20 protein-coding genes are annotated in these 22,674 nt (G+C 66.8%); 13 read left to right on the forward strand and 7 right to left on the reverse strand.

Going from position 1 to position 22,674, the window contains the following annotated elements:
* The first annotated feature begins 357 nt into the window (after positions 1 to 357).
* From HALKA_RS0114035 to HALKA_RS0114045, 3 genes are all read left to right on the forward strand, one after another.
* Positions 358 to 1,059: a TIGR00266 family protein gene (locus HALKA_RS0114035; protein ID WP_018258587.1), complete on the forward strand. Its 702-nt coding sequence runs from the start codon at positions 358 to 360 to the stop codon at positions 1,057 to 1,059.
* Between the two features lie 68 nt (positions 1,060 to 1,127).
* On the forward strand, positions 1,128 to 2,243 hold the full coding sequence (locus HALKA_RS0114040) for a Gfo/Idh/MocA family protein (protein WP_018258588.1): 1,116 nt from the start codon (positions 1,128 to 1,130) through the stop codon (positions 2,241 to 2,243).
* On the forward strand, positions 2,240 to 3,337 hold the full coding sequence (locus HALKA_RS0114045) for a M24 family metallopeptidase (RefSeq protein ID WP_018258589.1): 1,098 nt from the start codon (positions 2,240 to 2,242) through the stop codon (positions 3,335 to 3,337). The genes HALKA_RS0114040 and HALKA_RS0114045 overlap by 4 nt, the downstream gene beginning before the upstream one ends.
* A gap of 201 nt (positions 3,338 to 3,538) precedes the next feature.
* Here HALKA_RS0114045 and gfcR read toward each other — a convergent pair whose 3' ends face one another.
* Positions 3,539 to 4,177 (reverse strand): transcriptional regulator GfcR, encoded by a 639-nt coding sequence (gene gfcR / locus HALKA_RS0114050; protein WP_015763215.1) that lies wholly within the window; start codon positions 4,175 to 4,177, stop codon positions 3,539 to 3,541.
* 351 nt (positions 4,178 to 4,528) lie between these two features.
* On the reverse strand, positions 4,529 to 5,320 hold the full coding sequence (locus HALKA_RS0114055) for a DUF8054 domain-containing protein (protein ID WP_018258590.1): 792 nt from the start codon (positions 5,318 to 5,320) through the stop codon (positions 4,529 to 4,531).
* A gap of 272 nt (positions 5,321 to 5,592) precedes the next feature.
* On the opposite strand from HALKA_RS0114055, the gene HALKA_RS0114060 reads away from it, so the two are divergent.
* From HALKA_RS0114060 to HALKA_RS0114105, 10 genes are all read left to right on the forward strand, one after another.
* The gene (locus tag HALKA_RS0114060; protein ID WP_018258591.1) at positions 5,593 to 6,669 is read left to right on the forward strand and encodes a TrmB family transcriptional regulator; all 1,077 of its coding nucleotides are present in this window, start codon (positions 5,593 to 5,595) and stop codon (positions 6,667 to 6,669) included.
* Between the two features lie 282 nt (positions 6,670 to 6,951).
* Entirely contained in the window at positions 6,952 to 8,496 is a 1,545-nt protein-coding gene (locus HALKA_RS0114065; protein ID WP_018258592.1) for an extracellular solute-binding protein, read from the forward strand.
* Positions 8,497 to 8,573: 77 nt separating this feature from the next.
* The gene (locus tag HALKA_RS0114070; protein WP_018258593.1) at positions 8,574 to 9,563 is read left to right on the forward strand and encodes a carbohydrate ABC transporter permease; all 990 of its coding nucleotides are present in this window, start codon (positions 8,574 to 8,576) and stop codon (positions 9,561 to 9,563) included.
* A 1-nt stretch (position 9,564) separates the two neighbouring features.
* Complete coding sequence (locus HALKA_RS0114075) at positions 9,565 to 10,557, forward strand: carbohydrate ABC transporter permease (RefSeq protein ID WP_018258594.1); 993 nt, start codon at positions 9,565 to 9,567, stop codon at positions 10,555 to 10,557.
* A gap of 2 nt (positions 10,558 to 10,559) precedes the next feature.
* Positions 10,560 to 11,741, forward strand: a complete 1,182-nt coding sequence (locus tag HALKA_RS0114080; RefSeq protein WP_018258595.1) for an ABC transporter ATP-binding protein — start codon at positions 10,560 to 10,562, stop codon at positions 11,739 to 11,741.
* A gap of 2 nt (positions 11,742 to 11,743) precedes the next feature.
* A complete protein-coding gene (locus tag HALKA_RS0114085; protein ID WP_018258596.1) occupies positions 11,744 to 11,950 on the forward strand; it encodes a DUF8005 family protein in 207 nt (68 codons plus the stop codon).
* 49 nt (positions 11,951 to 11,999) lie between these two features.
* Positions 12,000 to 13,064 (forward strand): Gfo/Idh/MocA family protein, encoded by a 1,065-nt coding sequence (locus tag HALKA_RS0114090; RefSeq protein WP_018258597.1) that lies wholly within the window; start codon positions 12,000 to 12,002, stop codon positions 13,062 to 13,064.
* 146 nt (positions 13,065 to 13,210) lie between these two features.
* Positions 13,211 to 14,275: a glucose 1-dehydrogenase gene (locus HALKA_RS0114095; protein ID WP_018258598.1), complete on the forward strand. Its 1,065-nt coding sequence runs from the start codon at positions 13,211 to 13,213 to the stop codon at positions 14,273 to 14,275.
* 81 nt (positions 14,276 to 14,356) lie between these two features.
* Positions 14,357 to 15,409 (forward strand): HTH-type sugar sensing transcriptional regulator TrmB, encoded by a 1,053-nt coding sequence (trmB, locus tag HALKA_RS0114100; RefSeq protein WP_018258599.1) that lies wholly within the window; start codon positions 14,357 to 14,359, stop codon positions 15,407 to 15,409.
* Between the two features lie 80 nt (positions 15,410 to 15,489).
* A complete protein-coding gene (locus HALKA_RS0114105; RefSeq protein WP_018258600.1) occupies positions 15,490 to 16,200 on the forward strand; it encodes a dolichyl-phosphate hexose transferase in 711 nt (236 codons plus the stop codon).
* On the opposite strand, the gene HALKA_RS0114110 is transcribed toward HALKA_RS0114105, so the two are convergent.
* The 5 genes from HALKA_RS0114110 to HALKA_RS0114130 are packed head-to-tail and all read right to left on the reverse strand — an operon-like array spanning position 16,201 to position 22,672.
* Positions 16,201 to 16,740 carry a gluconate 2-dehydrogenase subunit 3 family protein gene (locus tag HALKA_RS0114110; protein WP_018258601.1) on the reverse strand — a complete coding sequence of 180 codons (540 nt, stop codon included), beginning with the start codon at positions 16,738 to 16,740 and terminating at the stop codon, positions 16,201 to 16,203.
* Positions 16,737 to 18,734, reverse strand: coding sequence for an ArnT family glycosyltransferase (locus HALKA_RS0114115; RefSeq protein WP_018258602.1), 1,998 nt, complete (start codon positions 18,732 to 18,734; stop codon positions 16,737 to 16,739). The genes HALKA_RS0114110 and HALKA_RS0114115 overlap by 4 nt, the downstream gene beginning before the upstream one ends.
* On the reverse strand, positions 18,731 to 19,864 hold the full coding sequence (locus tag HALKA_RS0114120) for an ABC transporter ATP-binding protein (RefSeq protein WP_018258603.1): 1,134 nt from the start codon (positions 19,862 to 19,864) through the stop codon (positions 18,731 to 18,733). The genes HALKA_RS0114115 and HALKA_RS0114120 overlap by 4 nt, the downstream gene beginning before the upstream one ends.
* Complete coding sequence (locus HALKA_RS0114125) at positions 19,854 to 21,479, reverse strand: ABC transporter permease (protein WP_018258604.1); 1,626 nt, start codon at positions 21,477 to 21,479, stop codon at positions 19,854 to 19,856. Before HALKA_RS0114125 ends, HALKA_RS0114120 begins: the two co-directional genes overlap by 11 nt.
* Positions 21,479 to 22,672: an extracellular solute-binding protein gene (locus HALKA_RS0114130; protein ID WP_080505824.1), complete on the reverse strand. Its 1,194-nt coding sequence runs from the start codon at positions 22,670 to 22,672 to the stop codon at positions 21,479 to 21,481. The genes HALKA_RS0114125 and HALKA_RS0114130 overlap by 1 nt, the downstream gene beginning before the upstream one ends.
* Between the last annotated feature and the right edge of the window lie 2 nt (positions 22,673 to 22,674).

Genomic DNA, 22,674 nt, shown 5'->3' on the forward strand with positions numbered 1-22,674 from the left:
AGCACTGACCGACATATAGACACCGAAAGCCCTCGGCACGCTCGGCGGTTCTGTGGCGGATATCTTCACTGCGTTCGATAGTGCCGCCGCAGAACCGCCGACCGCACCTCGCCCTTTCATCCACCAGGAATCGGCTGGTTCACCGTCTGAAACCTGGCGGATGAAAAGGCGAGTGCAGTTGCGGGAACCCCGGCGAAGCAAGCACGCGGAGCGCGCGCAGCGAGCCGCGGGACCGCAACTGCACGAGGGCTTTCGGTGCCTCGACGATGCTACTCTCGATCTCTTATCTGAACACTACCGTTTCTTTCAGCGGCACGCTTATTGGAGCGCTCTGTGAACCCCGGCGCAGGTGATACGATGGAGTTCGAACTCACACACCGCCCGTCCTACACACACGTCGTCGTCGAACTCGGCAGCGGCGAGACGATCCTCGCCGAGCCCGGTGCGATGACGACCCACTCCGCCGCCATTTCGATGGACACGACGACGAGCAACGAGGGGCTACTCAGCTCCGCGAAGTCGATGCTCGGCGGCGAGTCCTTCTTCGCCAACGAGTTCACCGCGGAGGGTGGCACCGGCACGGTCACGCTCGCCCCGCCCACGCCCGGCGACGTGATGCAGTACGAACTGTCCGACGAGACCATCTACGCGGTCGACGGCGCGTGGCTGGCTTCCGAGCCGTCGATCTCGATCGAGACCGAGTTCGGCGGTCTCAAGTCGATGCTCGCCGGGGCCAGCATCACGCCGCTGACCCTCGAAGGCACCGGCACCGTCTTCGTCGAGGCCTTCGGCGGTCTCGAATCGATCGAGCTCGGGGCCGGGGAGACCTACCACGTCGACAACGAGAACGTCGTCGCCTGGGACGGCTCCGTCGACTTCGACGCCCGTCGCCCGGGCGGGGTCAGGTCGACGCTGCTCAGCGGTGAGGGGCTCGTCTTCGAGTTCACCGGACCGGGGACGGTCTGGTACCAGACCCGCGGACTCAACGCCTTCGCCTCTGCGGTCTCGGAGTTGCTCCCCGGCGGTGACAGCGGCGTCAACGTCGACGACTTCCTGTAACTCTCGTCGTCGCCCGCTGGCGTGTCCGAGGACAAGAACTATACTGGCCAGGGGGCGAACCCCCGAGTGTGACACTCGACATCGGCATTCTGGGCTATCGGTTCATGGGTAAGGCCCACTCGAACGCGCTCGACCGCCTGCCCATGTTCTTCGAGGATGCACCGCAGACGAATCGCGACGTGCTGGTGGGCCGCGACGAGGCGGCGCTCGCCGACGCCGCCGACACGCTCGGCTTCGATCGGACCGCCACGGACTGGCGCGAGGTCGTCGACGAGGTCGACGCGTTCTACAACCTCGGACCGAACCACGTCCACGCCGAGCCCTCGATCGCGGCACTGGAAGCGGGCACGCCGGTCCTCTGTGAGAAGCCCCTCGCGCCCACGCTCGCCGGGGCCGAGGAGATGGCCGACGCCGCCAGCGAAGCGGGCGTCACCGCCGGCACGGCGTTTAACTACCGGTTCGTGCCGGCACTCCAGTACGCGCGGAACCTGATCGACGACGGCGAACTCGGCGAGATCCACCACTTCCGCGGACGCTACCTCCAGGACTGGCTCGTCGATCCCGAGGCCCCCTGGAGCTGGCGCAACGATGCGGAGATGGCCGGCAGCGGCGCGCTGGGCGATCTCGGTGCCCACACCGTCGACCTCGCGCACTTCCTGCTGGGCGACACCGCGGGCGACATCGAACGGCTCAGCGGACACCTCCGGACGTTCGTCGACGAGCGCCCGGTCGAAGGAAGCGAGGGCGAGACCCGTCCGGTCACCGTCGACGACGCTTACAGCGCCCAGGTCGAGTTCGAGTCGGGCGCGATGGGCACGCTGGAGGGCTCGCGCTTCTCGAACGGTCACAAGAACGACCACACGATCGAGATCGAGGGCTCGGAGGGCAGCCTGCGGTTCTCTCTCGAACGGCTCAACGAACTGGAGCTCAAACGCGGGGACAATCGCGGCTTCGAGACGATCCTGGTGACCGACGCCGACGACCCCTACGTCGAGCACTGGTGGCCGCCGGGTCACGTCATCGGCTGGGAACACACCTTCGTCCACGAGAACTACGAGTTCCTCAGCGCCGTCCGGGACGGCACCGACTACGAGCCGAGCTTCGAGGACGGGCTCCGCGCCCAGCGGGTCCTCGACGCGATCGAGCGCAGCGACGACCGCGGCGAGTGGGTGAGCGTCGCATGACCGACGTGACCGTCGCGCCGCTGCTGGATCGCCTGGACGACTATCTCGAACGGGAGGGGCTCGAAGCGGTCTGGTTCGCGCGGCCGAACTCCTTCGCGTGGCTCACCGGCGGCGGGAACAACATCGTCGACCGCGCGACCGACATCGGGGTCGCCGCGGTGGGCTACGACGGCGACGAGCGGACCGTCGTCACGAACAACATCGAGGGCCAGCGGCTGATCGACGAGGAGGTCGGTGACGTGCCCGTCGAGACCGTCCGGTGGTACGAGGACGGCGTCGCCGAGGCGATCCGCGCACACAGCCCGACCCCCGCGGCCGTCGACTTCGAGGTCGAGGGGTTCGACACCGTCGAAGCGCGCGATCTGCGACAGCCCCTGACGGCCGACCAGATCGAGCAGTACCGTTCGCTGGCCGTCGACGCGACGAGGGCGTTCGAGAGCGTCCTGCGCGAGGCCAGTAGCGACGCGACCGAACGGGCGGTCACGGCCGACATCCACCGCGAACTCGAAGACGAGGGCATCTGGGCACCCGTCGTGCTCGTCGGTGGGAGCGAGCGCGCACCGGCGTACCGACACTACACGTCGACGGACACGGAACTGGGGGACTACGCGCTGGCGAGCATCACGGCGATGCGAGACGGCCTGTTCGTCAGCACCTCCCGGACGATCGCGTTCGACGCGCCGGAGTGGCTGGCCGAACGGACCGAAGACGCCGCCCGCGTCGAGACCACGGCGCTGGCGGCGACCCGGCGCGTCGGCCGCGAGGGTGGGACTGCCGGCGACGTGTTCGCGGCCGTCCAGGACGCCTACGCCCAGCTTGGCTGGGCAGGCGAGTGGGAGAACCACCACCAGGGCGGTGCGGCCGGCTTCGCCGGTCGCGAGTGGATCGCGACGCCCACCCACGACGCGCCGGTCCACCTGCCGATGGCGTACTCGTGGAACCCGACGGTCCAGGGGGCAAAGAGCGAGGACACGCATCTGGTGACCGACGAGAGCGTCGAGCCCATCTCGGTGACCGGTGAGTGGCCCCGGACGACGGTCTCGGCCGTCGGGACTGACCTGACGCTCGACCGCCACGACGTGCTCCACTTGTAGCATCGCAGAAGTGTTTACAACTGCCATTGTGGATCTTTCAAAGGCCTGAGTACCCGCTCTCTGGTCGTCCTACCATGACACAGGAACGCACCTGGTGGAAAGAGGCAGTCGTCTACCAGATCTCCCCTCGAAGATCGACGAGCCTTCGACGGACCTCTCGGGTGCCACCCTCCGGCCCTACGAAGCGGCCGTCTACCGCGTCTAGTCCTCGGAGCCGACCCGGATGACCTGCAGCAGCGAGTACACCGGGACGCCCTTCACGTCGCCGAGTCCCTGCTTGTCGGCCAGGACGACACAGGCGACCGGGTTCCCGCCCTGATTCCGGATCGCCTCGATCGTCTCCGTCATCGTCGTTCCGGAGGTGATCGTGTCATCGACGACGTAGCAGTCTCGGCCGCGAATCTGGGCGAAGTTCCGGGAGAACGAGCCGTCGAGCGACTGATCGCTGTCGTCGTCCCACTGGTGCTTGCTGGGTGCGTACGTCCCCAGGTCGGCGTCGAGTTCGCGGGCGACAGTCGTCGCCAGGGGCGCGCCCGCCTTCTCGATCCCCATCACGAGGTCGACTGCTTCGCCCTGCTTGAGCAGGAGGTCGGCCATCGCGGAGCCGACCGCGGCGAGGCGGCTGCTGTCCCTGCCGATCGTACTCCAGTCGACGTGGATGTCGTACGGGCCGCCGTTGGGCTCGCTCGTCGAGCCGGTGCCGGTGCCGCTCCCGCTCTGCTCGACGAGCCAGCTCGCGGTCTCCCGCGAGACGTTCAGCTCGTCGGCGATCTCGCCCTTCGAAAGGCCGTGTTCTGCCAGATCTGCCGCACTCTCGATCAGATCGTCGATGTTCTTCATGATGGTCCATCTGACCGGGAGGGATTAATACCCAGGGGGATCTCGACGACCCCGAAACGCTCACGTCCGACAACGGTCACCGCGCTCACGGCTCCGATCGTCAGACTTTTACAACACCTGATGTTAATCGAAGACGGCTGGGTACTCAGACCGTCGCTCACCCCCCGAGCGACGGAGGCAGACCCTTTCCCCCACTACATCTGCCGTTATCCCCCCACACCAAACCCGGCCACCGTTCTGTAGTAGCCACCGTGGATCGGTGGCCGCCGGCACGCAGTCGTGCGGTCTGGGGCCACGATCCACACTATCGCTCGTCGGACACCGACAGTCGCCGGTCGACGGGACGCTGTGTCACTCCGGGTCGGGGAGCCGCAAGAATCGCTGTTCACACTCCGGGCAGACGAGCGTCTCGCGGGGTTTCTCGCGCGGATTCGTGTACCCGCCACAGCAGGAGACCTCCGACGATCGATCGAAGGCGGTCCCACAGGCCGGACAGTCGGTGAGGAACTCCCGGAGTGGCCTGGCCATCGCGAGCCGATCCGCGGGGTCGTCGACGTGCGGTTCGAGGGCGGTGACGGCACCGAGTTCGGCGATCGCGACGTGGCGAGCGACGAGTGCGGTCTGTCCGCCGACTGCGAGCCACTTCTGTCCGTCCTGTTCGACCGGCCGTGCCGACGGCACGCTCGGTACCGACGCCAGTTGGTCCGCCAGGTCGTCGAGTGACTGGGACGCGAGCCGGTCCATCTCGGCGTGCCAGCGGCGCTCGAAGTCCGGATCGAGATACACGCGCTCTTCGTCGGCGTCGAGCAGGCCGGCCCGTCGGAGTTCCCCGAGCAGTCGATCCCCGTCTCGGGACCGGTCCGCGATCGATCCCGGCTCGTTGGTGTCGTGGAACCACGTCGTCGGGATCGGTGACGCCGCGACCAGTCGGGGCGCGAACTGCGGGGTGTAGGGAACGAGGTACCCCCGGAGCCAGATCACGACGAGGCCGACGACGAGGACGGCGGCCCCCGCGAGGGGCCGTCCGAGCACGACCACGACGTTGACGGCGAGCCACAGAATCGCAACGTTGACCAGCGTACAGGGGACACAGCGCCGCGAGCCGGTGTGTGACGGATTCCGGAGCGCGCCGAGGACACTCATAGCGTCGTCGACGGCCGCCAGTGGCTTCAGCGTTGTCGAAGTCGACGTTGCCCGCCGCCACCAATATTTTTAACAACTGGTGTGGTTAGTAGTTGCATGGCCATCTGGTTACGCACGCTCGACGGCCGTCTCGGTGTCGAGGAACGACGGTCGCCGTCACCGCCCCAGCGGGTTCACGCGAGTGCGCCACCGAACGGGGTGTCAATCACGGGAACGGATGCCGTACAGAACAACGAACATATAACTCATCCTCCGGAAGCGCCAGTCAAACGATGAAAGACGACGATCTCATCGACGTTCTCGAAGACGCGGGTCTGTCTCCGTACCAGGCGGAGGCCTACGTGACCCTGCTCGAACTCGGGAGCGCCTCGGCGACCGACATCGCGGACGCGTGTGACGTGCCCGATCCGCGGATCTACGACGTGCTCCGAGACCTCGAATCCAAGGGGTACATCGAGACCTACCAGCAGGACAGTCTCACGGCACGCGCCCACGACCCGGAGACGGTACTCGACGACCTCCGGTCCCGATCCAGCGAGTACCTCTCGGCGGCCGAAGAGATCGAGGACCGCTGGAACCAGCCCGCCGTCGCCGAACACGAGGTGAGCATCGTCAAGCGGTTCGAGACGGTGATGAACCGCGCCCGCGAGATCATCGACAACGCCGAGAAACAGATCCAGATCGCGGTCGACGTCGACCAGTTTCACTCGCTGAAGGACGCGCTCGGGGACGCACGCGATCGGGGCGTCCACGTCAAGCTCAGCCTCTGTACTCGCGAGGGCGATCGACTGCCGTCCGAGGAAGCACTCGCGAGCGTCTGTACCGAAGCCCGCCACCGGGACACGCCCTCCCCCTTCCTCGTGCTCGTGGACCGACGGTGGACCTGCTTTGCGCCACACAGCCAGTCGGTCAACGAGTACGGCGTCCTCGTCAGCGACCGGACCCACACGTACGTGTTCCACTGGTTCTTCCTCACCTGCCTCTGGGAGATCTGGGACACCATCTACACGCTCCGGACGCCGGAGACGCCGACGACGTACGTCGATCTCCGTCACTGCGTCCGCGACGTGGATCCGCTGCTGGATGAGGGAGCGACGATCGTCGCGACCGTCGAGGGCTACGAGACGGACACACACGAGACCGTCACCCTCCACGGTCGGATCACGCGCGTGCGGTACACGGGCGAGACCGCCGGTCGCGACCAGCAGCTCCCGCTGTCACAGCTCGCGGGTCGGGTGAGTATCACGCTCGAAACCGACGACGGACCGGTCGAAGTCGGCGGGTGGGGGGCCGTCATCGAGGAGGTCGAGGCCTCGGAGATCACGATCGAGGACGTTCGCTACGAGTAATCGCCCCCGACGTGTCGATTTCTGGCTCCGGTAAGCTCTTCCTAGCGATCGTTTTCACCCCCTGTTAACGCCGATCCGAAAACCAACAATGAGTTTCACGTGGAGTCCAGATTTTCGTCGGTGTTCCCCGAGCGTTTAAAAATAAGTTCGCGGTTGCCGTTCCGTTCTTGTATACTATTACAAAATATATATCCTGGAAGCCCGATACTATTTCTGTTTACAATAGGTGTGGTTAACTTTCGGCAACGTTTAAGTAGGATGGCTGCAACTCAACGAAAGACGATGTCAAATAATCATTCGGACGACGACGGACAGCGAAGCAGTGTCTCTCGACGGCGGTTCGTCGCAGCCAGCGGTGCATCGGGCGTCGCGGCGACACTCGCCGGCTGCGCGGATCTGGTCGGTGGCGGCGACGGTGGCAGCGACGGCGGTGACAGCGGCGACGGTACCGGAACGACGACGGGCGAGGGCGGGGGCGACGGCGCGACGACGATCCAGTGGGGCATCGGGCCGACCGCCGTCCAGACGGCCGGCGAGGAGATGAAGACGGCACTCCACGAAGCGGGTGGCCTCAGAGACGACATCGAGATCGAGTGGGTCCCCAGCGCCTCGGACACGGGCGAGGTCCGCTCGAACTACAACCGCATCCTCAACGCGGACCAGAGCGACCCCGATATCTTCCAGATGGACAACGGCTGGGTGAACATCTTCATCCAGCGCGGGCTGATCCAGAACCTCTCGGAGACGCTCTCGGAGGACCTCCTCTCGGACATCAACGAGAACTACTTCAGCGGGTTCACCGACACGGCCCGAGACCCGTCGTCGGGTGACCTCTACGGCGTGCCGCTGTTCCCCGACTTCCCGACGATGCAGTACCGCAAGGACCTCGTCGAACAAGCGGGCTACGACCCGGAAAGCGAGAACTGGGCGACCGAGCCGATGACGTGGGAGGAGTGGTCCCACGTCGTCGCCGACGTGAAGGACAGCGCCGACGCCGAGTACGGCTTTACGACACAGTGGGACATCTACGAGGGCACCGCCTGCTGTACGTTCAACGAGGTCATGTCCTCGTGGGGCGGCGCGTACTTCGGCGGCCGCGAGAACCTCTTCGGTCCGGTCGGCGAGCGGCCGATCACGGTCGACGAGCCCGAGGTCCACAACGCGCTCAACATGATGCGGAAGTTCGTCCACGACGAGGAGTTCGACGGGACCTTCGCGGACTACGCCGGCAACATCGCGCCGACGGACATCCTCGGCTGGATCGAGGAGCCCTCTCGCTCGCCCTTCGCCGAGGGCGACGCCGTGTTCCACCGCAACTGGCCGTACTCGCTCGCGCTGACCGGCCGGAACCCCGAGGAGACCGACGATCCCGCACTCGGCGAGGACCTGGGCGCGATGCCGATCCCCTACGCCGTCTCCGAGAGCGAGGCCGCCCAGCCAGGAACCGGTGGCACGACCTCAGCGCTCGGTGGCTGGCACCTCACGTTCAACCCCAACAGCGACAACCTCGACGTCATCGACGAGGTCGTCTCGGCCGTCATGGAGCCGGACTTCGCCCTCGAACTGTTCCGACTGCAGGGGTGGCTCCCGCCGCGTCCCGAACTGTTCAACTCCGACGAGGCCCGGAACGTCGCACCGGTCGGGCGCTACATGGACACGCTCCAGGTGGCCGGTGAGAACGCGATGGCACGGCCGGTCACGCCGGTCTGGAGCCAGCAGTCCAGCGACATCGCTCAGTCGGCCAACAAGGTCGTCGGCCAGGAGGCCTCGGCCGAGGACGCGATGGCTTCGCTGACCTCCAGCCTCGAAGCCACCGAACAGAACTGAGTTTAGCGCCTAGCTTTACAACTCTGGTATGTCATCACTAAACATGAATGGGATGTCGATATGAGAGGTGACCGCCTATGAGTACCGAGACGGCGGGTGGTGAACGCGAATCACGTCGCTCGGGGCCGCTGATTCGTGTCACCCGCTGGATGGAGAACCTCAGCGACACCACCTACGCGTACCTGCTCTTGACGCCCGTGTTCGTCCTGCTGGGGAGCATCGCCATCTACCCCCTGCTGCGGACCTTCGAGATGTCGCTGTTCGCCCAGACGTTTACCGGCCTCGGGGAGTTCGTCGGCCCGGGGAACTACGTCGACCTGTTCACCGGGAACATGGATCGGTACCTCCCCGGACAGCCGACGTTCCTGCCACAGAGCTACGGCGTACAGGGCCTCGTGACGAGTGCGCTGACGATGACGCTGCTCTTCGCGTTCGTGAGCGTGTTCTTCGAGACGATCATCGGCATGGGACAGGCGCTGATCCTCGACCAGGACTTCTACGGTCGCCGCTGGATCCGTGCCGCGATCATCATCCCGTGGGCAGTGCCGGTCGTCATTCAGGGGATGATGTTCTACCTGATGTTCCAGCCCAGCATCGGATTCCTGACGCCGCCACTGGCGGATCTCGGCCTGCTCGCGCCCACGAACACGCTCAACGATCCGGCCAGTGCGACGTTCGTCATCATCGTCGCCGACATCTGGAAGACCTCGGCGTTCATGGCGCTGCTGATCCTCGCGGGCCTCCAGAGCATCGACCGTGGCCTCTACGACGTGGCGAAAGTCGCCGGGGCCTCGAAGTGGCAGCAGTTCAAGCACATCACCTTCCCGCTGATCCTGCCGACCATCGCCGTCGCGGTGCTGTTCCGGTCGGTCGCGGCCATGCGGGTGTACGGGATCATCGACATCGTCTCCAGCTGTACCGTCGTGCCGTCGCTGTCCTGTATGGTCGTCGAGTCCTTCTTTTCGGGCTTCAACGCGGCCGCCGGGACCATCGCGTTCACGACGGCGGCGATCATCGGGCTGGTCGTGATGTCGCTGATCCTCTGGCAGGGAGAGGAGGCGATCTAACATGGCGACGATAGACGACGCCGACGAGCCGGACGGACCGCTCAACCGCTGGGTCCAGCGGGCGATCGAGGACCCGGAACGCGTCTACCGGGCGCTGTTCTACACCGCGATGGTCTTTTTCATGGTCACCACGCTGTTTCCGTTCTACTGGCTGCTGGTGCTGGCGGTGACGCCCAACAGCGAGATCATTGGCGGCGGTTTCATCCCCGAAATCGAGCTGTTCGGGGCGACGGTCCCGTTCCCGCTGCCGGTCCCGCAGGGGTTCAATCCGGGCGCGTTCGTCGACGTGTTCAGGGAGATTCCGTTTCACCTGTACATGCTGAACAGCTTCGCGCTGGCGGTGACGACGACGATCATCGTGCTCGTCGTCGCCAGTCTGGCGGGCTACGTCTTCGGCCGCCTGGAGTTCCCGGGCCGGGCAGTGCTGATGCTCGCGATCCTCGCGGTCAGCTACTTCCCGCCCGCCGCCTTCGTCGTCCCGCTGTACGACGTCTTCGCCGGCAACGCCGTGAACATCCCCTTCACGGACGTGGCGCTGTTCCAGTCGATCGAACTGCTGAACACGCCGGGATCGATGGTGCTTCCCTTTAGCGCCCTGTTCATGCCGCTGTCGATCTTCATCCTGACGACGTTCTACGGCCAGATTCCGGACGGACTGGAGGACGCGGCCCGCGTCGAAGGGACGACCCGACTCGGCGCGCTGTTCCGTGTCATCATGCCGCTGTCGGCCCCCGGCGTGGCGACCGCAGCGGTCCTGACGTTCATCTCGGTGTACAACGAGTACTTCTTCAGCTCGATCATGGCGACCTCCCCGCAGGCGGGCAACTGGTCGCCGCTGGTCGGCGGAATCCTCAGCTACCAGACCCAGTACACTACCTCGTTCAACCTGATGGCGGCGGCGAGCGTCGTGGGCGTGCTCCCGATGCTCATCCTCGTCGTCGTCGCACAGGAACGCATCGTCAGCGGACTCACCTCGGGAGCACTCAAGGAGTAATCATGGCACGCCTCAAACTCGAACACGTCACGAAACGCTACGAAGACGTCACGGCAGTCGACGACATGAACCTCGATATCGAAGACGGGGAGTTCGTCTGTCTCGTCGGCCCTTCGGGCTGTGGGAAGTCGACGACGATGGAGACGATCGCCGGTCTCACCATCCCGACCGAGGGGAAGGTGTTCATCGGCGACCGGGACGTGACGAACCTGCCGCCCAAGGACCGCGGGATCGCGATGGTGTTCCAGAACATCGCGCTCTTTCCCCACATGGACGTGTACGACAACATCAGCTTCGGCCTGCGTCTCAGGGATTACCCCAAAGAGGAGATCGATCGCCGCGTCGAGCGGGCCGCCGACATCGTGCAACTGGAGGGGATGCTCGAACGGATGCCGGACGAGATGTCCGGCGGCCAACGCCAGCGCGTCGCGATCGCGCGTGCGATCGTCCGGGAGCCCGACGTGTTCCTGATGGACGAACCGCTGGCGAACCTCGACGCCAAGCTCCGGGTCCACATGCGGACGGAACTCCAGCGACTCCACAAGGAACTGGACACGACGATCATCTACGTCACCCACGATCAGGCCGAGGCGATGACGATGTCCGACCGAATCGCCGTCCTCGACACCGGGGAACTCCAGCAGATCGACCCGCCGCTGGTCTGTTACAACGAGCCGACGAACCTCTTCGTCGCGGGCTTTATCGGCTCCCCGTCGATGAACTTCCTCAACGGGAGCGTCGGGGCCGACGCGATCGAGACGCCGAACTTCTCGATCGAGTTCGATCCCGCCCGCGTCGACGGGCTGGCACCGGGCGACGACGTGACCGTCGGCGTCCGGCCGGAAGACGTGTACCCGGTGCCCGAGGCCGACGACGTCGCCCACCCAACTGCCGCGATCCAGGCCCGTTCGGACGTGCTGGAGCCGATGGGCGACGAGATCTTCGCGTACCTCCTGCTGGGCGACGGCGAGACGTCGATGTCACAGGAGGCCGCGACGGACGATCAGTTGCTCATGAGCATCGAACCGGACTCCGATCTCCAGGAGGAAGAGGATATCTCGGTCGTGCTCGACCGGCGAAAGATCCACCTGTTCGACGACGCGACCGGCGACGCCATCGCACACGGGATCGTCGACGTGACGGGCGAGGGATCGACGGGAACGCGCGCGGAGAGTGACGACTGACGATGGTCGTCGACACCGTCGCTCTGGTGTACTGGAGCGGGATGGTCGTCCTGTTTTTCTTCTGGGTCTACGGCATCGTGTCGTTCGCGTTCGACCTGCGGAACAGGATCGTTCCGGGGGTGCTCCAGTACCGACGCGGTCGCCGCAAGCGCAAAGCCGAACGGGAACGCGAACAGGAACGAGAAGAAAAGGAACAACAGCTGTACTAAATGATTCCCGAGCGTTTTTATCCCCGTCCCACGGAGGCACGGACAGAGAATGACTGACATAGAAGACGTTCGACTCGGCTTCGTCGGACTCGGCAACATCGCACACCTGCACGCGGACCAGGTATTCGACGTGGGGGGGACGGTGGCCGCCGGCACCGACATCGACGAGGACGCTCGCGAGGAGTTCGCGGCGGCCTACGACGCCGACGTGTACGAGGACGAGGACGCGATGTACGAACAGGTCGACGCCGTCGTCGTCTCGACGCCCAACACGTTCCACGAGGAGTACGTGACCAGCGCGCTCGAAGCGGGACTCTCCGTGCTCGTCGAGAAGCCACTCGCACACTCTCTGGAGAGCGCCGAGCGGATCGCGGACGTGGCGGCCGACGCCGAGGGCTTTTGCATGGTCGGGTTCCACAACCGCTTCCGAGGGCCGGTCCAGGTCCTCGACCAGTACCGCCGGGACGGCGAACTCGGCGACGTTTCCCACGTCGAAGCGAACTACATCCGCCGACGCGGCGTCCCCGGTCGTGGCAGCTGGTTCACCCGAAAGGAGGTCTCCGGCGGCGGCGCGGTCATCGACATCGGGACCCACGCCATCGACGTGGCGCTACACCTGCTGGGCTTCCCGGAGATCGAGGAGGTCTCGGCCCAGACCCGCGCGCAGTTCGGTCCCGACGACGACTACACGTATCTGAACATGTGGGGCTACGACGAGGGTGCCGGCGGCTTCGACGTCGACGACTCCGCCACGGCGTTCGTCCGCTGTGCGAACGGCACGACGATCTCGCTGGAGGTCGCGTGGGCGAGCAACCGCTACCCCAGCCAGGAGCTCGTCGTTCGCGGCGACGGCGGCGGCGCGCACCTCGATATGGCCGACGACTCCCTGACCGTGCTCGATACGGCCGACGACGGCGCGGCCCACCACCGTGACACCGAGATCGAGACCGCAGACCAGGAGGCCCACGGGCTCGAACAGGAGTACTTCCTCGAACACGTCGCCAGCGGTGACACCCCCGAGATGAACACGATCGAACAGGGGCTGACCGTCCAGCGCGTGATGGACGCGATCTATCGGTCCAGCGAGGCCGGCAAGGCGGTCTCGGTGGAGTAGCTCGCCCCCGATTGCGGTCCGTTCCAGACGGCGACCCGCGCTGCCAGCAGCAACGGCGCTGTCTGTCGGCGCGAAAGGCGCAAATTACGCCAGACCGCGCGAGAGAGGAAGACTTAATCCCCGGTGCTCACATCTTTCGACCACGTATGAAAGCTGTCGCAATCCGTCGCAGGAGCGACGAGCCGGAACTGATCGAGAAGCCACGGCCGGAGCCAAAACACGGCGAAGCGCTGGTTCGAACGCTCCGAGTCGGTGTCGACGGCACCGACCACGAGGTGTTGAGCGGGTCCCACGGCGGGTTCCCCGAGGGCGAGGACCACATGGTGATGGGCCACGAGGCCGTCGGGATCGTCGAGGATCCCAACGGCACCGGCCTCGAAGAAGGGCAGTACGTCGTTCCGACGGTCCGTCGGAAGCCAAACGGCGAGACCAACGAGTACTTCCGCCGCAACGAGCCGGACATGGCTCCCGACGGCGAGTACTTCGAACGCGGGATCGTCGGCGAGCACGGCTACATGTCCGAGTACTTCACCAGTCCCGCGGACTTCCTGATCCCCATCGAGGCGGAGATCGCGCCCTACGGCATCTTCGTCGAACCGCTGTCGAACACGGAGAAGGCGCTCGAACACGCCCGCGCGACTCGCTCTGCGTTCGACTGGTACCCCGAGTCGGCCGCCGTGCTGGGCAACGGTCCGCTCGGTCTGTTGACGCTGTGGCAGCTCACCCAGGAGTTCGATCGCACCTACTGTCTCGGTCGACGCGACCGGCCCGACCCGACCATCGAGTTCATCGACGAGGTCGGTGCGACGTACATCGACTCCCGCGAGACGCCGGTCGACGAGATCCCCGACGAGCACGAGGGGATGGACTTCATCTACGAGGCGACCGGCTACGCGCCCCACGCGTTCGAGACCGTCCAGGCGCTCGCGCCAAACGGCGTCGGCGCGCTGCTGGGCATCCCCGGCTCCTGGGACTTCGAGATCGACGGCGGCTCGCTACACAACGACATCGTCCTCCACAACAAGTGTCTGTTCGGCTCGGTCAACGCCGGCATCCGACACTTCGCGGAGGGGGCGGCAGTCGTCGAGGCGATGCCCGACGACCTGCTCGATCACCTCGTGACGACGGTCACCGACCCGGGGAACGTCGGGCCGGCCTTCGAGGACGGCGACGATCAGATCAAGGCGATCGTCGAGTTCGAGTCGCCCTGAGACAGATCGCTGTCGGAGCGATCGCGGTCTGGAAACGGAGCTGTCGGAAGACTTAGTTGGCGCGTCGGTCAACCGAATCACATGCCCCGCGACGACCTCCGGGACGCACTGGAGCAGGTCATCACCGTCTTCGACCTCGGTGAGTACGAGGTCACGGCCTACCTCGCGGTGCTGGAACACGGCGAGCTCTCCGCGTCGGAGCTGTCCGAGCACACGGACATCCCACAGCCACGGGTCTACGACACCGTCCGCAGCCTCAGCGACGTCGGCCTCGTCGAGCTGAAAGACAGCCGCCCGATGACGGTGCTCGCGATCGATCCGCGGGAGGCCTTCGACGACGTGCAGTCCTCGCTCGACTCCCTCGTCGACGACCTCTCGCGGCGCTACACCGCACCGACGCGCAAGCCCGAGGCGGTCTCGCTGGTGAAGTCCCGGCCGACGATACTGCGCTATCTCGAAGACATCATCACCGCCGCCGAGTACGAGCTGATGCTGTCGCTGACGCCGCGGCTGCTCGATCGGTTCGAGGACGCGCTCCGGTCGGTCCACGACGAGGGCGTCGCCATCGAGATCGTCCTCTCGCCGGCCGCCAAAGCCCCGCCTGCCGGCGAATTCGACTACCGGGGCCTCGCCACGACCGTCAAAGGCCGGCGCGGGATCACGACGCCGGTCGTCGCCGTCGCCGACGGCAACTACTCGATGTACGCCACCCGCGAGAGCGTGCGCGGGAACAACGACCGCTACGGCGTCATCTTCAACCGCTCTGAGCTCGGCTTTCTCGTCTCTGGCTTTCTCAACACGGTGCTGTGGACGACCGCCGAGACGATCGTCGGCAACGGCGAGGGCCTGTCGTTTCCCCGGCGCTACGGGACGATCCGACGGTGTATCTCAGACCTGCAGGCCCTCGACGGCGAGTTCTACGCGGCCATCGAGGGACGGGACGTCGAAAGCGGCGATCCGCGCGTCGTCGAGGGCCGGATCGTCGAGGCCGAGTTCGGTCGCAACCGCGAGGTCGCGACCCTGACGGTCGACGGCGAGGACGGACGCGTCGCCGTCGGGGACCGCGTGGCCGCCTACGAGGACATCGAGGCGTTCACCATCAGCGTCGGCCGCGACGAGCCACCGACGACGTAGCGAGGCGACGTGTGCTACCACCCCGCGTTTCCTTTTGGGTAACCTAAAACTCAAGTACGTCCGGCAGAGACCCCTATCTAATGAGCCAACAGACGGTTTCACAAGGAGAGGATGGGTTCACCTTCGACGACCTGACGGTCGTCATGGGGACGTACAACGAGGCCGAAGCGATCGGGACGGTCCTCTCGGATATCGACGCCGAGACGGACGGCCGCGCGAACGTGATCTGTGTCGACGGGTCGAGCGACCGCACGCCGGAGATCGCCCGCGACCACGGTGCCCGCGTCATCGAACAGGAGCCACAGGGGTACGGCGTCGCCGTCCGCGAGGCGGTGCTGGCCGCCGACCGGCCCGTGGTAGTCACGACCGACTGCGACGACACGTACCCGATGGATCGGCTCGGCGACTTCCTCGATCTGATCGACGACGGCGCGGACGTGGTCAGCGGCGACCGGCTCTACCACGGTGCCGATCCGATGCCGGCGTTCAATCGCTTCGGGAACCACGCCTTCGCCGTCCTGGCGAGCGTCCTGATGGGCGAGCGCGTCCACGACACGACGACCGGCATGCGGGCCTACCGCCGCGAGGTCGTCCAGAAGATCGAGTGGACCGAGAACACCGGCCTCTCGGCGGAGCTGTTGATCCGCCCGCTGATGCGGGGCTACGACGTGCGCGAGGAGCCCATCGCCTACGCCGAGCGGGCCGGCGAGACGAAGCTCGACCCGCTCTCGGGCGGTGCAGCCATCGCGAAGTCGATCGTCAAAGTCTGCCTCCAAGAGCGGGGCCGCTGATCACCGCTCGGGCGGCTGTCGGTAGCTCTCCGTCCCACCGGGATGGCCCTGCGGGTTTTCCAGACCGACGAGCCTGCCGCCGGTCGGGGACGAGTACAGCGCGTACTGGAGTTCGTTGACCAGGTAGTACCGGACTCGTTCTTCCGGTCGCCCGTCCGGGTCCGGATCCGCGGTGTCGACGCCGAACTCCCGGAGCAACTCGTCTCTCCCGGCCCGGTCGAGCGCTGCGAAGGACTGCTCTTCCCACGTCTGGGCGTAGGATTCGAGGTCGTCCAGCGCCGTCGCCATCCCGCGCCCGTACGCCGGTCGGTCGTCGATCTTCCCGACGACGTACCGCTCGACGAACGCGTCGACGTTGTCGACGGCGTCGGGGTAGATCGTGTCAGCGAGCGCGAGCAGCGTCTCGCGCTGTCGCTCCGATAGCCCCGACTGCTCGTCGTCCCGACGGAGCCAATCCCAGGTCAACGCGCTCCCGGCGGCGACGCCGCCGATCCCGAGCGCGATCACCGCGTCGCGTCGCGTGAGTTCGTAGTCGGTCATGGTGTCGTAAGCGTCGTCTCGATCGAGACGCCGTCCTCGTGGCTGCCGGGGACGTACGCCGCTTCGCCGCCACAGAGTCGCCCGTCCCGACAGACCTCAGCGTACGGCGTCAGGACGCGGACAGTGCCGTCGGCGGTCTCGACGGGGAGTTCGAACCGGTACGTGAAACCCGCACCGGTGCCGTAGTCGACGAACGCCGACAGGACGAGTCGCTCGCGGTCCGCGAGGGGGACGACCGTCCGGTCGAGCCCCTCGCCGGTCAGCGCTGCCCGCTCCCCGTCGAGGGTCAACTGGAGCGACAGCGACTCACGGCCGGCCGCGTCGGCGGTCGTGTAGCCGCTCCCGTTCTCGCTGGCCAGCCGAATCGACACCCGCTCTGCGAACCGTGGCACTCCGAGCGTCGTCTCCTGACGCACCGTCTCGCCGCTGGCGTGCTCGACGCGCTGGAGCCGCGGCTCGACTGTCGCGCCGGTCGTGGGCGACCACGGCCCGCGGTAGGTGTACCGATGGATCTCCCGGTCGGGGAACGCGTCGACGACGGCGAACTGCCGCTCGCCGAGCGCGTACACCGTCCCGTCGTCGTAGCCCGGATCGTTTCGCAGGGCCTGGAAGGGATGGCCCAGCCAGTCGCCGTACGGCGTCGGCAAGAAGACGAGCCCGTCGTCGAGCGACCGCTCCTCGAACGGCTCGTAGGCCCGCTCGTAGCGGTCGGTGACGGCGGCGTTGTCCGACACCGGCTCCGCGACCATGGCGACGCCCAGACCGGCACAGAGCGTCGCGGAGAGGACGAGCGCCGCGGTGACGTGTCGGGCGCTCGCCCAGGAGCGACGCCGTACCGTCTGCCGGAGCCGCTCCCACGCGACGGTCAGCCCGACCGCGCCGAAGACGACCGTCGGCAAGAGGAGGTCGACGTGGTAGTACGTCCCGAGCGCGTGGACCAGTCCGTCGCCGGCCCGATCCAGTTCGCCGAGCGTGTTCAGCGTGCCCCAGAAGAAGAGGTTCCCGACGGGCACCGTCACCGCGATGCCGGCGACGGTCGCCTGTCGCGGCGTCAGTCCCCGCCTGATCGCCGCCGCGAAGCCGAGGACGGCCGCAAGCGTCCCCAGCGCACCGGCGACGACCCACCTGGTCGCGTACACCCACAGCGCCACGGCGTTCGATCGCAGCGCCAGCGCGGGCGTGTACTCCCGGCTGTAGCCGGCGATCTCTCGAAGGCCGAACCCCGGTCCGTCCATGGGAGCGAAGACCTGGTAGGGAAAGCGCAGCGGATCGCCGGTCATCACCGCGTTGTGGCCCAGCGCTACGGCGACGCCGACGATTCCCAGCGCCGCCGTCAGTCCCTGTCTCACGAGTGGCTCGCGCTCCAGTTCCCGCAGCGTCCACAGCGCGTGGGCGATGAACGGCGCGGCGAACAGGACCGCGGTGTAGGGGCGCGCGAAGAAGGCGATCCCGATCGCGATTCCCGCCGCGACCGCGCTCGCTCGGCTCCCGGTCCGGTCGGCGTGGAGGTACGCCGCCGCGAACGCGAGGTTCCAGAGCGTCGTCGGGACGTACGGGAGAAACACCGACGCGTCGACGAGAAAGAGCGGCGAGCCCAGTAGCAGGCCCCCGGCCAGCAGTCCCCGCCGACGGTCGAACAGTTCCGTGCCGACCCGGACCGTCAGCGCGACGACGACGCCGGCCACCAGCGCGAGCGCGACTCGATACCCGCCCAGGAGTTTGCCGACGGCGAACATCGCCGCCGGAACCGGCGAGTACTTGGGATACAGCCGGCCGTCGCCGGCCTCGACGAAGAACCACGGTCTGAAGGCGTCGGTGACGGGCGGATCGAGGAACAGCCGCCCCTCCAGCAACATGGCCGCCTGCTGGAGATAGACGGCCTCGTCGTGGTTGGTCGTGTGGTAGGGAAACACCTGCGTCGCCAGCCCGTAGACGACGATCCCGGCCGTCACCGCCAGCCCCGCGACCGCGAACCGGTGGCGACGGGGCGTCATTCGGTTGGGTACCAGGCCAGCGGGTGGTCGGCCGTCAGATCGATCTCGACCGGTTCGCCCGGTTCGAACGACTCGCTGTGGTTGTGCAGACAGTGGACCACGTCGCCGCTGTGGAGCTTCACCCGGTAGACGAAGGAGGGGCCGTTGTACTGGCGCTGCGTGACGTAGCCGTCGGCGGTCGACTCCGCGGTCGGGATCGCCCGCAGGTCGTCGGGCCGGACGAGCACGTCGACGGTCGCGCCGTTGTACGCCTCGACGGGGCCGTTGAGCCGGCCCGTCCTGAACGTCCCCATTCCGGTCTCGATGTCGTCGCCGGCCACGCGGGCAGAGAGGAAACTCGCCTGCCCGAGGAAGCTCGCGACGAAGCGCGACTCGGGGTTCTCGAAGACCTCGGCGGGGTCGCCCACCTGCTCGATCGTGCCGTCGTTCATGATCGCGACGCGGTCGGAGATCGACAGGGCCTCCTCCTGGTCGTGCGTGACCGAGATCGCGGTCACGCCGGCTCGCTTGAGGATCTTCCGGACCTCCTCGCGCATCTCGACCCGGAGGCGCACGTCGAGATTCGAGAACGGCTCGTCGAGCAGCAACACGTCGGGTTCGGGCGCGAGCGAGCGCGCCAGCGCGACCCGCTGTTGCTGGCCGCCGGAGAGCTTGCTGGGCATCTTCTCGCGGTGGTCGGTGAGATCGACGAGCTCCAGCAGCTCCGTGACCCGCTCGTCGGCCTCGTGACTGTCGGCGTCACGGAGCCCGAAGGCGATGTTCTCCGCGACGTTCAGGTGGGGAAAGAGCGCGTAGTCCTGGAAGACGATCCCGACGTTTCGCTCTTCGGGCTTGCGGAAGGTCGATCCGTCGGCGACGGCCCGCTCCTCGATCTGGATCGAACCACCCGAAGGGCGTTCGAGGCCGGCGACCATGCGCAGCGTCGTCGTCTTCCCACAGCCCGAGGGGCCGAGCAGTGTCAGTAGCTCGCCGTCGTTGACCGACAGCGAGAGGTCGTCGACCGCCGTCTCCGCGCCGTACTCGCGGGTGATCCCGTCGAGTTCGACGACGGTCGCCGAGGGGTCGTCGACCGCCGATTCGACCGAGTCGAACGCTGCTGTCGTGTTGCGCGTGTCTATGTCAGGCTCCATTCTGTTGTTCCCTCCCGAGGATGACGAGCATCGACAGTCCGGACACGGCGACGAGTACGAGCGCCGGGACCGCGGCCTGCCCGTAGTAGCCGGACTCCTGGACCCGCCAGATGTACGTGACGAAGGTCTCGAATCCCAGCGGCCGCAGCATCAGGGTCGCCGGCAGCTCTTTCATCGTCGTCAGGAAGACCAGCGCGCCGCCGGCCGCGATACCGGGCGCGACCAGGGGCAAGACGACCTTCCGGAAGGCCGTCAGCGGCGGGTATCCCAGCGACCGAGCGGCCTCGACGTAGCTGGGATCGACCTGTAACAGCGACGACTTCGTCGTCCCCACCGCCTGTGGCATGAACCGGACGACATAGGCGAACACGAGCAGGAACACCGTGTTGTAGACGAAGGGGACGTACTTGAGGCTGAGGAAGACCAGCGCGAGGCCCAGCACGACGCCGGGGACCGCGTAGCCGACGTAGCTCAGTCGGTCCGGCAGCGAGCTGATCCGCGAGTCGCCGCGGGCCGCGAGGTACGCGAGCGGGAGCGCGACGACGACGCTGACCGCCGCCGCCGCGGCCGCGACGGTCAGCGAGTTCCAGGCAAAGCCCAGCTCGAAGGGCCGGCCGGCACCCGAGTAGCCGACGCCGCCCCTGACGAGCCACTGCAGGAGGATCGCGATCGGGAGCGCGAGACCCAGCGTCGCGACCGCGCCACAGAACAGCGTCGCCGGGAGCTTCCAGACGCCGAGCTTGATCTCGCCGGGGCGGCGCGCGCCGCGACTGACGTACGCGCCGTCTCGACCGGCCTCGATCCGCGACTCGATGGCGAGGATGACGACCGCCATGGCGAGCAACAGCCACGAGAGCACGGCGGCGTAGTCGATCCGGCGGGCCCCGAACTCGTTGAAGATCATCCGGGTGAACACGTCGTACTTCATGATCGACGGGGTCCCGAAGTCGCCGAGCGTGTAGAGGGCCACGAGCAGTCCGCCGCCCGCGATCCCCGGCAGGATCTGGGGCAGCGTGACGCGCTTGAACGCCTCCCAGCGCGTGTGGTTGAGCGAGCGTGCGGCCTCGACGATCGTCCCGTCGAACGACAGCAGGGCGGCCCGTGTCGTCAGGAAGATGTAGGGGTACGTAAACAGCGTCAACACCAGCGTCGCGCCGGGCAGCCCGTAAATCGCAGGAATCTGGTCGACGCCGAGGGGCGCGAGCAGGTCCGAGAGGTGGCCCTGCGGGCCGAACGCCGAGACGAACGCGAACGCGCCGATGTAGCTGGGGACGACCAGTGGCAACGCGCTCGTGACCGTCCAGAACCGGCGGAAGGGGAGGTCCGTCTGGACCGTCAGAATCGCCAGCGGCACGCCGACGAACGCGGACAACAGGGTCACGCTGCCCACCAGCACGATCGTGTTCGCCGTCACCTCGATCGTCGTCTGGCTGGTGAGCAACTCGATCGCACGCGCGGCGTCCATCTCGCCGGCCCGGAGGACGAGCCAGGCGAGCGGCGAGAGCACGAGGAGCGTGATCGCGACGGCGACGCCGGAGAGCACCCTGGAGGCGGAGCGTTCGGTGGTCGCTCCCTGGGTCTGCTCGACGACGCGGTCGCGATCTCCAGTGGCCATCAGAGGACGCCGACCTCACGCAGCATGTCGACCGTCCCGCCCAGATCCGATAGCTCGCCGAGATCGATGTCCGGCGGATTCAGCTCGTCGATCGTCGGGAGGCCGCCGACCGGCTCGACGCCCGAGATCATCGGGTAGGCGTAGGTCCGGGTCGCGAAGAACTCCTGGGCCTCCGCCGAGAGGACGTGCCGGAGGAAGTTCTCCGCGAGCGCCTCGTTCTCGGTGCCGTCGAGGATCTGGGCACCGGAGACGTTGACCAGCGCACCGGCGTCGCCCTCGGTGAACGCGAGGTCGATCGGGGCCGAGGAGCGGTCGCTCTGGACCCGCAGCGAGTAGTAGTGGTTCGCGAAACCGGCCGTGATCTCGCCGTCGGCCACGCGGTTCGAGACGGCGAACTCGTTGTCGTAGGTCGTGACCCCGAGGTCCTGCATGGACTGGAGCCACTGCCGAGTCGTCTCGTCGTCCTCGATGACGCGCATGGCGGTCACGAACGACTGGAAGGCGCTGTAACTGGGTGCCCAGCCGAAGGAGTCTCCGAAGGCGCTCGTCTCGGGGAACGCCGCGACCGTACTCGGCACGTCACCGGCCGAGAGCTCGTTCGTGTTGTACGGGATCGCGCGGGCGCGGCCGGCGAAGCCGACCCAGCGGTCCTCGCTGTCCTTGAAGACGTCGCGAACGGGATCAGTCACTTCGGCGGACATCGACACGGCGGCACCGTCCTCGGCGACCGACCCCAGCGAACCGGCGTCGACGGCCATGAACACGTCGGCCGGCGTGCTGCCTGCGCGGTTCTCCTCTGCGATCCGGTTGGCGAGGTTGCTCGCCGACTCCTGCTGTGCGCTCACACTGAAATCGGGGTAGATCTGTTCGAGGAGATCGACCAGGTCGAGGTAGAGGCCGCTCTCGCCGCCGCCGAGGTACATCGTCAGTTCGCCCGAGAGGTCAGGGAGGTCGTCGATGCTGGTCCCCTCCGGGGCGGAGCGTTGCTCGACGAGCGGACCAGAGCCACGGAAGTCACCGAGCGATAGCTCGCTGGCGCTCGTGCCGTCGCTTCCACCGGGAAGCATATCCGTACACCCGGCGAGCGCGCCGGCAGCGAGCGTCCCGCTGGCGGCCAGGAATCCGCGTCGTGACGATGGACGCGAGCGATTTCGATCCGATCGGTCGGCGTCGTCAGCGTTGTGTTCCATCATTG

This window comes from Halomicrobium katesii DSM 19301, from assembly GCF_000379085.1.
GTDB classification, from domain to species: Archaea; Halobacteriota; Halobacteria; order Halobacteriales; family Haloarculaceae; genus Halomicrobium; species Halomicrobium katesii.

Excerpts from the sequence above, each read along its gene's own strand:
- HALKA_RS0114035 (WP_018258587.1), top strand. The coding sequence starts at position 358 with ATGGAGTTCGAACTCACACACCGCCCGTCCTACACACACGTCGTCGTC.
- HALKA_RS0114045 (WP_018258589.1), top strand. The coding sequence starts at position 2,240 with ATGACCGACGTGACCGTCGCGCCGCTGCTGGATCGCCTGGACGACTAT.
- gfcR (WP_015763215.1), bottom strand. The coding sequence starts at position 4,177 with ATGAAGAACATCGACGATCTGATCGAGAGTGCGGCAGATCTGGCAGAA.
- HALKA_RS0114055 (WP_018258590.1), bottom strand. The coding sequence starts at position 5,320 with ATGAGTGTCCTCGGCGCGCTCCGGAATCCGTCACACACCGGCTCGCGG.
- HALKA_RS0114060 (WP_018258591.1), top strand. The coding sequence starts at position 5,593 with ATGAAAGACGACGATCTCATCGACGTTCTCGAAGACGCGGGTCTGTCT.
- HALKA_RS0114065 (WP_018258592.1), top strand. The coding sequence starts at position 6,952 with ATGTCAAATAATCATTCGGACGACGACGGACAGCGAAGCAGTGTCTCT.
- HALKA_RS0114070 (WP_018258593.1), top strand. The coding sequence starts at position 8,574 with ATGAGTACCGAGACGGCGGGTGGTGAACGCGAATCACGTCGCTCGGGG.
- HALKA_RS0114075 (WP_018258594.1), top strand. The coding sequence starts at position 9,565 with ATGGCGACGATAGACGACGCCGACGAGCCGGACGGACCGCTCAACCGC.
- HALKA_RS0114080 (WP_018258595.1), top strand. The coding sequence starts at position 10,560 with ATGGCACGCCTCAAACTCGAACACGTCACGAAACGCTACGAAGACGTC.
- HALKA_RS0114085 (WP_018258596.1), top strand. The coding sequence starts at position 11,744 with ATGGTCGTCGACACCGTCGCTCTGGTGTACTGGAGCGGGATGGTCGTC.
- HALKA_RS0114090 (WP_018258597.1), top strand. The coding sequence starts at position 12,000 with ATGACTGACATAGAAGACGTTCGACTCGGCTTCGTCGGACTCGGCAAC.
- HALKA_RS0114095 (WP_018258598.1), top strand. The coding sequence starts at position 13,211 with ATGAAAGCTGTCGCAATCCGTCGCAGGAGCGACGAGCCGGAACTGATC.
- trmB (WP_018258599.1), top strand. The coding sequence starts at position 14,357 with ATGCCCCGCGACGACCTCCGGGACGCACTGGAGCAGGTCATCACCGTC.
- HALKA_RS0114105 (WP_018258600.1), top strand. The coding sequence starts at position 15,490 with ATGAGCCAACAGACGGTTTCACAAGGAGAGGATGGGTTCACCTTCGAC.
- HALKA_RS0114110 (WP_018258601.1), bottom strand. The coding sequence starts at position 16,740 with ATGACCGACTACGAACTCACGCGACGCGACGCGGTGATCGCGCTCGGG.
- HALKA_RS0114115 (WP_018258602.1), bottom strand. The coding sequence starts at position 18,734 with ATGACGCCCCGTCGCCACCGGTTCGCGGTCGCGGGGCTGGCGGTGACG.
- HALKA_RS0114120 (WP_018258603.1), bottom strand. The coding sequence starts at position 19,864 with ATGGAGCCTGACATAGACACGCGCAACACGACAGCAGCGTTCGACTCG.
- HALKA_RS0114125 (WP_018258604.1), bottom strand. The coding sequence starts at position 21,479 with ATGGCCACTGGAGATCGCGACCGCGTCGTCGAGCAGACCCAGGGAGCG.
- HALKA_RS0114130 (WP_080505824.1), bottom strand. The coding sequence starts at position 22,672 with ATGATGGAACACAACGCTGACGACGCCGACCGATCGGATCGAAATCGC.